Raw genomic sequence first — 8337 nt, 5'->3', positions numbered from 1 at the left:
GGCGTCAGGGGAGCGGGCGTCAGGAGAGCGGGCGTCAGGAGAGTGGGCGTCACGAGGGCGGCCGTCAGGAGAGCGGGCATCACGAGAGCGGCCGTCAGGAGAGCGGGCATCACGAGAGCGGGGCGGGGGCGGGCCCCGCTCTACCCGACCTCGACGCTGAGCCCCTCCAGGCCCCTGATCACGAAGTTCGGCTTGCGCTCGGGCTCCGCCGCCAGGCGCAGCGTGGGGGCCTTCGCCAGGAGGGCCCTCATCGACGCCGCCAGCTCGATGCGGGCCAGAGGGGCGCCGATGCAGTAGTGGATGCCCGCGCTGAAGGAGATGTGCGGGTTCTCCCCGCGGGTCAGGTCCAGACGGTCCGGGGCGGCGAAGACCGACGGGTCGTGGTTGGCGGAGCCGAACAGCATCGCGATCTCCGCGCCCCGCGGGATCACCGTGCCGTCGATCTCGATCTCGTCGAGGACCCAGCGCTCGAAGAGCTGGAGCGGGGTGTCGTAGCGCATCAGCTCTTCCACGGCGGAGGGGACCAGGCCGTGGTCGGCGCGCAGGGCCGCCAACTGGTCCGGGTTGCGGAACAACGCCCACCAGCCGTTGACCGTGGCGTTCACCGTGGCCTCGTGGCCCGCGTTCAGCAGGAGCACGGCCGTCGAGATCATCTCCTGCTCGGTGAGCCGGTCGCCCTCGTCATGGGCCGCGATCAGCCCGGAGATCAGGTCGTCGCCGGGTTCCTTGCGGCGGGCCGCGATCAGCTCCAGCAGATACTCGGAGAACTCCACCGAAGCACGCACCGCCCGGCGGGCCGTCTCCTCGGACGGACTCAGCTCGTACATCCCGCAGATGTCGGCCGACCAGGGCCGGAGCGGGGCCCGCTCCGACGCCGGGATCCCCAGCATCTCGGCGATCACCGCCACCGGCAGCGGTTCCGCGACGTCCGTCAGCAGGTCGCCCCCGCCGGCCGCCACCAGCCCGTCCACCAGCTCACCGGCCAGCCGCTCCACATACGGCTTCAGCCGCTCGACCGTGCGCGGGGTGAACGCCTTCGACACCAGACGCCGGATCCGGGTGTGGTCCGGCGGCTCCAGATCGAGCATCCCGTGGTCGTTCAGGGTGTGGAACGGCTCGTGCTCCTGAGGAGGCGCCGTCCGCCCGAAGTCCTCGTGCGTGAAACGGTGCTGGTAGGTCCGCCCCAGCCGCCGGTCCCGCAGCAGTGCGCAGACGTCCGCGTGGTGCGGCACCAGCCACTGGTCGGTGGGCTCGTACCGGATCACCCGCCCCCGCTCCCGCAGCTCGGCGTACGCCGGGTACGGGTCGGCCACGAACGCCGGGTCCCAGGGATCGAAGCGAAACTCGTCGACTGCTGCCATGACCGGACGCTAGCCCGTCGACCCCACCTCTGACCAGGGGTGACCAGGGATGACCAGGGGATGAGTACCGGGGTGATCACGGGGACGGGGTGGTCAGGAGACGGGGTCGTGAGGAGACGGGCTCGTCAGGAGGACGGGGAGGTCAGTGGTGATCAAGGGTGGTCAGGTGGATCAGGGGGCGTGAGGGTCTCAGCCCGGCCTCACCAACCGTGCCTCGTACGCGAAAACCGCCGCCTGGGTGCGGTCCCGCAGGCCCAGCTTCACCAGGATCCTGCTGACGTGCGTCTTGATCGTGGACTCCGCCACCACCAGCCGCCCGGCTATCTCGGCGTTGGACAGGCCCTGCGCGATGAGGACCAGGACCTCCGTCTCCCGGTCGGTCAGGTCGCCGTAGGACGCCTGGGCGCCGCGGGGCAGCCGGGGGCCGTCGCTCAGCTTCGAGAACTCGGTGATCAGGCGTCTGGTGACGGACGGGGCGAGGAGCGCTTCTCCGGCGGCCACGATCCGGACCCCGTCGGCGAGCTGGCGGGCCGAGGCGTCCTTCAGCAGGAAGCCGGAGGCTCCGGCGCGCAGTGCCTGGTAGACGTACTCGTCGAGGTCGAAGGTGGTGAGGACCAGCACCTTCGCCGCGCCGTCCGCGGCCACGATCTCCCGGGTCGCCTCGATGCCATTCATCTCGGGCATCCGGATGTCCATCAGGACGACGTCAGGAGCCAGTTCACGGACGCGGTCCACCGCCTCACGGCCGTTGACCGCCTCGCCGACGACCTCGATGTCCGGCATCGCGTTCAACAGGACGGAGAAGCCCTCGCGGACCATCATCTGATCGTCCGCGATCAGTACCCGGATGGTCATGCCTCTCCTTCGTCCACGGCGGCCATCGGTACCGGAAGGAACACCGCCACCTCGTAACCGCCCTCCTGCGTCGGGTCCGCCGTCATCTCGCCGTTCAGCATGGTCACCCGCTCCCGCATGCCCGTGATGCCGTGCCCGGCTCCCGGCGAGGGCTTCACCAGGGCGGGGTTGGGCGGCGGGCCGTTGACTATGCGCAGGCCCAGCCCGCCGAGCACATAGCCGATCTCCACTCGGGCACTCGCACCGGGCGCGTGCCGCAGGGTGTTGCTCAGCGCCTCCTGGACGATCCGGTACGCCGACAGCTCCACGCCCTGCGGCAGTTCCCGCACCGCGCCGGTCACCACCTTCTCGACGGGGAGGCCGGCCTCGCGCACATTGGCCAGGAGGCCGTCCAGCTCGGCGAGCGTGGGCTGCGGGGTGTCGGGGGCCTCGTAGTCCTCGGCGCGGACCACGCCCAGGACCCGGCGCAGCTCGGTCAGGGCCGCGACCGCGTTCTCCCGGATCGTCGCGAACGCCTTCTCCAGCTCCGGCGGCGGATTCTCCACCCGGTAGGGCGCGGCCTCCGCCTGGATGGCGACCACCGACATGTGGTGGGCCACCACGTCATGCAGCTCGCGGGCGATCGTGGTGCGCTCCTCCAGCAGGGTGCGCCGGGAGCGCTCGTGCGCCGTCACCGTCTGCTGGGCGGTCACCTCCTCCTCGGCCTGCCGGCGGATGTGCCAGACCGTGACGGCCAGCAGGATCAGGGCGGAGAAGACCATCATCGGCGAGACGTTGGTGCTGTAGTGGCCCCAGCTGAAGGCCGTCTCGGCGACGAAGCCGTAGGCGGCGGTCAGCAGCCACATCCAGGCCGCCGTGCGCGGCCGGGTGCGTATCGCCACGACCGTCAGCACCACGAGGTGGGAGACGAAGCTGCCCGGCAGCCACGGCCATTCACTCCACGCCGTGCCGATGGTGGCGACCAGGGTGGTCGACACCAGCGACAGCCAGAAGGCGCCCGCCGGGCGGACCAGCGTCAACAGGACCGGAGCCAGGGCCAGCAGTCCGCACAGCAGGCCCGTGATGCCGCCGCCTCCGTCGGCGATGGAGATCAGCACGGCCAGCGCCCCGCCCGCCCCGACGAGCAGGTGGCGCGACCAGGTCGCGTACTCCCGCTTGCGGCCCGTCAGCTTGCGGGTGAAGCGGCCGTCCGGCTCACGGCGGGGCAGCGGGCGGTAGGCGAAGGCATCGTGGAACAGGTCCTCCCGCAGCCCCCGCAGGGCTCCCATGAACGCCCGGATCTCCGGGCTGCGCGGCTTGTAGGCGGCGTACGGGTCGTCCGGCGGTGTCGTGTGCGTCTGGGTCGTCTCGGTCACATCAGAACGGTAGGCCGAGACGGGGGTATCGGTCGTCACCAGTGAGAGGGGTTCCGCCGGGTCCCTCTCAAGTACTACGGGGCGAAACCGCGGGTCGGGGCGGAACCGCGCGTCGGGAGGAACCGCAGGCCGGGAGGAACCGCGGGCCGGGAGGTCAGTAACCGGAAGGTCTCACGAGCCCCGACTCGTACGCGAACACCGCCGCCTGGGTGCGGTCCCGCAGGCCCAGTTTCACCAGGATCCGGCCCACGTGCGTCTTCACGGTCTGCTCGGCGACGACGAGATGGCGGGCGATCTCCGCATTGGACAGCCCCTGCGCGATGAGGGTCAGAACCTCCGTCTCGCGCTCGGTGAGGTCACCGACGCGCTCCTTCTGCGGAGCACGCGGCGTGCCGTCCAGCCGGGAGAACTCGGCGATCAGCTTGCGGGTGATGCCGGGCGCGAGCAGGGCGTCCCCCGCCGCCACTACGCGCACCGCCTCCGCGAGCTGGTCGGCGGAGGCGTCCTTGAGCAGGAAACCGGAGGCCCCGGCGCGCAGCGCCTCGTACACGTACTCGTCGAGGTCGAAGGTGGTGAGCACCAGCACCTTGATCTCGGGGGTGGCGACGGTGATACGGCGGGTGGCCTCGATGCCGCCCAGTTCGGGCATGCGGATGTCCATCAGGACGACGTCCGGGGACAGCTCGGCGACCTGCGCCACGGCGTCCAGCCCGTCGACCGCCTGCCCGATCACCTCGATGTCCGGCCGGGCGTTGAGCAGCACGGAGAAGCCCTGCCGGACCATCTGCTGGTCGTCGGCGATCAGTACGCGGATCGTGCCGCTCGTCATCTGGTTGCGTCTCCTGTCGGGGGTTCGGCCGAGGATCCTGAGGCGGGCCTGACGGGGTTCCCGGAGGGCCCCGAGGCGGGACCTGACGGGGTTCCTGACGCAGACCCGGCCGCCGGTTCGGGCGTCGGCGGCTTCGGGCGGGGCTCGGGAAAGATCAGTTCGAGGTCGGTGGGCGGGCCGGTGTCCTCGCCGGGCGGGAGGGCGGCGCCGTCCTTCGGGAGGAACGCCAGGACCGTGAACCCGCCGTGCAGTGTCGGGTGTGCGGCGACGTGACCGCCCAGCATGACGGCCCGCTCCCGCATGCCGAGCAGCCCGTGTCCCGCGCCGGGCGAGGACCGGACCGGCCCGCGCGGGCGGGAGTTGGTGACCTCCAGGGACAGGCCACGCCGGTCGTGGGTCACCTCCACCCGCACCTGCGAACCGGGCGCGTGCCGCAGCGCGTTGCTCAGCGCCTCCTGCACGATCCGGTACGCCGACAGCTGCATGCCCGGCTGATACTTCGGTGCCTTTCCCCGCACCAGGGTCACGACGTCCAGCCCGGCGGCACGGGTGTTGTCGATCAGGGCGTCGAGCCGGTCGAGCGTGGGCTGCGGGGCGTGCGGGGCGGCTCCGCCGCCGGCCGCGCCGAGGCCGTAGGGATCCTCGGGGTTCTCGGAGCGGAGCACGCCGAGGACTCTGCGCAGTTCGGTGAGCGCCTCCAGGGCGTTCTTCCGGATCCCTTCGAGATTCTCCCGCAGCTCGACGGACGGGTTCTCCACCAGATGCGGGGCCACCTGCGCCTGGATCGAGATCACCGACATGTGATGGGCGACCACGTCGTGCAGCTCGCGGGCGATGCGGTTGCGCTCCTCCAGCAGGGTGCGGCGGGCCCGCTCCTCGGCGGTGATGCCGGCCTGCTCGACGAGCTGGTGCCGGGCCTCACGGCGGCCACGCAGGGCGGTTCCGAGGAGGGCGACGACAGCGAACAGGGTCACCGCGAGGGTGCCGGAGGGCCCGTAGTTGGCGCCGCCGATCACGCCCTCGACGACGTAGGTGGCCAGGGTTGTCAGCGCGAGCGCCTCGACCGACACCCGGGTCGGCACCCGCAGCGACAGCAACAGCAGGACGGTGCACTGGGCGATCAGGCCGGGCGGGCCCCACGGCCAGCTCGGGTCCCCCGAGTGCGGATCGTGGAACAGACGACCCCTGGCGACCAGGGCGACCACCACGGTGACCACCGTCGACAGCCACCACGCCGGCACCGGACGCCACAGCGCCAGTACCACGGCCACACCCTGCAGCACCGCGCACAGCGGACCGAACTGCGTGCCGAGCTGATAGCGGTCGCTCAGGAAGTCGCCGTTGGCGACCAGGGTGCCGAACGCGACGAGACAGACCAGGCCGTGCGGCAGCCAGCGCAGCCACACCGAGGGCGGCAGCGGATCCGCGCGGAGCGTCCACAGGTCGTGGCGGAGCACCCGCAGGACGCGCGTCACCCGCTCCTCCACCCCGTTCATCCGGCCCACCCTATGCACGACGGGCCTCCCGTGGTTCCGCGGTCTCCGGCAGCCGTCCGACCCGCACCACCCGCGACCCGGCCGGTCCCGTCCGCGGGCGCCGCCCGCCCCGGCTCTCGAACCCGTGGAAGGCCGCCCAGCACACGGCCAGCACCGCGGTGAACACGGGCAGCCAGAGCAGCCGGGCCGCGACCCAGTCCAGCCCGTCGGGCATGGTGTGCAGGCCGGGCAGGCGGCCGGCCGACAGACCGGTGGCCGTGGTCGCCATCAGCGCCGTCTGATGCCAGAGGAACACCGTCATCGCGGAGAGGTTCACCAGGGCCACCGCGGCCCAGAGCACCGGCCCGCGCATGGCCCGCCGCAACCGGTCGCGCAGCAGCAGGGCGGCGCCGCACTGGGCCAGGCCGAAGGTGACGGCGGCGAGGGTGGGCGGGTTGAGGTTGGAGACCGCGGCGCCCGGCACGCCGACCATCGACGCCGGATAGCCCGCCCAAGCGACCAGGACCGCCGTCGCCACCGCCCCTCCCGCGCACAGGAGCCGGCCCGCGCGGCGACGCTCCAGCTCACCTCGCGTCCAGGCCGCGCCCAGCGTGTACGGCACGAGCCAGCCCGCCGCCAGGTTGACCCAGCCGAGCCAGGACGGGCCGCCCAGGCCGAAGCGGACCAGGTCCACGTGGAGGACGACGGCCAGCGGCCACAACGGGTTGAGCCTGGCCACCAGCGGGGTCACCGCCGTGAGCGCGGCGAACACCAGCAGGAACCACAGCGGCGACAGCGCCAGCTTCACGACCGTGTGCACGGTGGTGAAGGACGCCCCGCCGAGCAGCAGACACACCGTAGCCACCGTCCACAGGCCCGTCATGGCGGCGACCGGCACGAACAGGCGGGCCAGCCGGGCCCGCAGCCACCCGCCGTAGCTCACGCCCCGGGCGCGGGCCGAGGCATGGCTCTTCGTCGCCACATGGCCGCCCACCATGAAGAACACGGCGAGCGTCTGGAAGGCCCAGGACACCGGCGCCAGCCACGGCATGGGGCCCAGCGGGCTCGCGGCGCGCAGGGTGCCGCCGTCGGCGACGAGCGCGGTCACCAGCCAGTGGCCGAGGACGACGCCGAGGATCGCCAGGGCCCGCAGGGCGTCGACGGCTCGGTCCCGCTCGGGCGGGGTGACCGCGTCGAGCCGGCCCGCCGCCCGCCGTATGCCGGGACGGGTGGCAAGAACGTGCCGGGTCGGGAGGAGGTGTCTCGTCCGGAGGGGGCGTCCGGTCCGGAGGCGACGTCTGGGCCGCAGGGGGTGTCCGGTCCGAAGGAGGTGCCGCCGCGGAGGGCGGACCGCGGTCGTCTCAGGCATGGGTGACCTCCGAGGTCTCACCGAGGACGATCCGGGCCAGGTTGGCCAGGCAGGCCGAGCCCGGCCGGAAGTAGTCGCTGTGTCCGCCGTCCCCGGCGGAGAACACCCGGGCGCCGAAGGCAGGCGACACCGGGTCTGTGCCGAAGCCGACCGTCGTGCCGAACAGGTCGACGTCGGTGTGCGGTACCTCCGCCACCCAGTCGCCGCCGCCACGGGCCGCCCACACCCGCGCGCGGGTGCGCAGGTCCGCCGCCGAGTCCGCACCGGTGCCCGGACTGCCGAGGAGGACCAGGTCGTCCACGTCCAGACCGTCGGCGGCACGCCCGCACACCACCGAGCCGTACGAATGGCACACGAGGGTGAGCCGGGAGTCCGGACCGGTGATGCCGCGCAGCCCTCGCACGAACTCCCGCAGGTCCGGGGCGGCTTCGTCGGCCCGGTCCGGGGTGATCGCGGTGGTGCTGACCGTCGCCGGCGTGGTGTAGCCGAGCCAGGCGATCACCGCGGTGCCGGGGCCTGCCGGGGCCTGCCGGGTGAGGGCTCGGTGCAGGGCCGCGGCGGCCGTACGGAAGCGCCCGTAGGTGTCCAGCGAGGTGTCCGAGCCCGGTACCAGGACGGCGACGCGGCCGGCGTGGGCCAGGTCGCCGAAGACCTCGGCCGCCCGGCCGGCACCGCGGCCGTCGAAGGCGAGGAGTCTGCGGGACGGCGCCGCGAGCGCCTGGTCGGCGGCGGCTCGGCGCCGGTCCCCGTGACCGGCCGCCATGCGGGCCGCCAGCCCCGCGTTGGCCCGGTTGGCCGCGTACGCCCCCTCCAGCGTCGCCGCCGTCACCGGGGTGAGGTCGGCTGGCGCCGGGGCGGGGATGCGCGGCCGGACCGCGGCCGTCAGCGGAACGACGACGGCGGCGGTGACAAGGACGGCGAGAAGGGCCCGGAACCAACGCCGGGAGCAGACCGTTGAGCTGTCACGGGCCGACGCACGCTCACCGCCCAGCGCACGCTCACCGCCTCGCGCACGCTCGTCGTCCGGCAGATGCTTGGCGTCCCGCGCACGCTCGTCGCCCCGCGGATGCCTGCCGGCCCCCGCCCCCTCACC

General features: G+C 72.9%; 7 protein-coding genes. All 7 read right to left on the bottom strand.

Annotated elements, in window-relative coordinates:
* Nucleotides 1-140: 140 nt before the first annotated feature.
* Nucleotides 141-1361, bottom strand: coding sequence for a cytochrome P450 (locus tag P1P75_RS36975; RefSeq protein ID WP_319263697.1), 1221 nt, complete (start codon nt 1359-1361; stop codon nt 141-143).
* 189 nt (nt 1362-1550) lie between these two features.
* A complete protein-coding gene (locus tag P1P75_RS36970; protein ID WP_319263695.1) occupies nt 1551-2216 on the bottom strand; it encodes a response regulator transcription factor in 666 nt (221 codons plus the stop codon).
* The gene (locus P1P75_RS36965) at nt 2213-3571 is read right to left on the bottom strand and encodes a histidine kinase (protein WP_319263694.1); all 1359 of its coding nucleotides are present in this window, start codon (nt 3569-3571) and stop codon (nt 2213-2215) included. Before P1P75_RS36965 ends, P1P75_RS36970 begins: the two co-directional genes overlap by 4 nt.
* Before the next feature lie 154 nt (nt 3572-3725).
* On the bottom strand, nt 3726-4400 hold the full coding sequence (locus P1P75_RS36960; RefSeq protein ID WP_319263692.1) for a response regulator transcription factor: 675 nt from the start codon (nt 4398-4400) through the stop codon (nt 3726-3728).
* The gene (locus P1P75_RS36955; protein ID WP_319263690.1) at nt 4397-5896 is read right to left on the bottom strand and encodes a sensor histidine kinase; all 1500 of its coding nucleotides are present in this window, start codon (nt 5894-5896) and stop codon (nt 4397-4399) included. The genes P1P75_RS36960 and P1P75_RS36955 overlap by 4 nt, the downstream gene beginning before the upstream one ends.
* Nucleotides 5897-5906: 10 nt before the next feature.
* Nucleotides 5907-7244, bottom strand: coding sequence for an acyltransferase (locus P1P75_RS36950; protein ID WP_319263688.1), 1338 nt, complete (start codon nt 7242-7244; stop codon nt 5907-5909).
* Complete coding sequence (locus P1P75_RS36945) at nt 7237-8235, bottom strand: alpha/beta hydrolase (RefSeq protein WP_319263699.1); 999 nt, start codon at nt 8233-8235, stop codon at nt 7237-7239. Before P1P75_RS36945 ends, P1P75_RS36950 begins: the two co-directional genes overlap by 8 nt.
* Nucleotides 8236-8337 lie beyond the last annotated feature (102 nt).

Source organism: Streptomyces sp. ID05-39B, assembly GCF_033794725.1.
GTDB classification, from domain to species: domain Bacteria; phylum Actinomycetota; class Actinomycetes; order Streptomycetales; family Streptomycetaceae; genus Streptomyces; species Streptomyces bobili.
The sequence above is the reverse complement of the archived record's forward strand: the minus strand, read 5'-3'. Positions and strand labels throughout refer to the sequence as shown.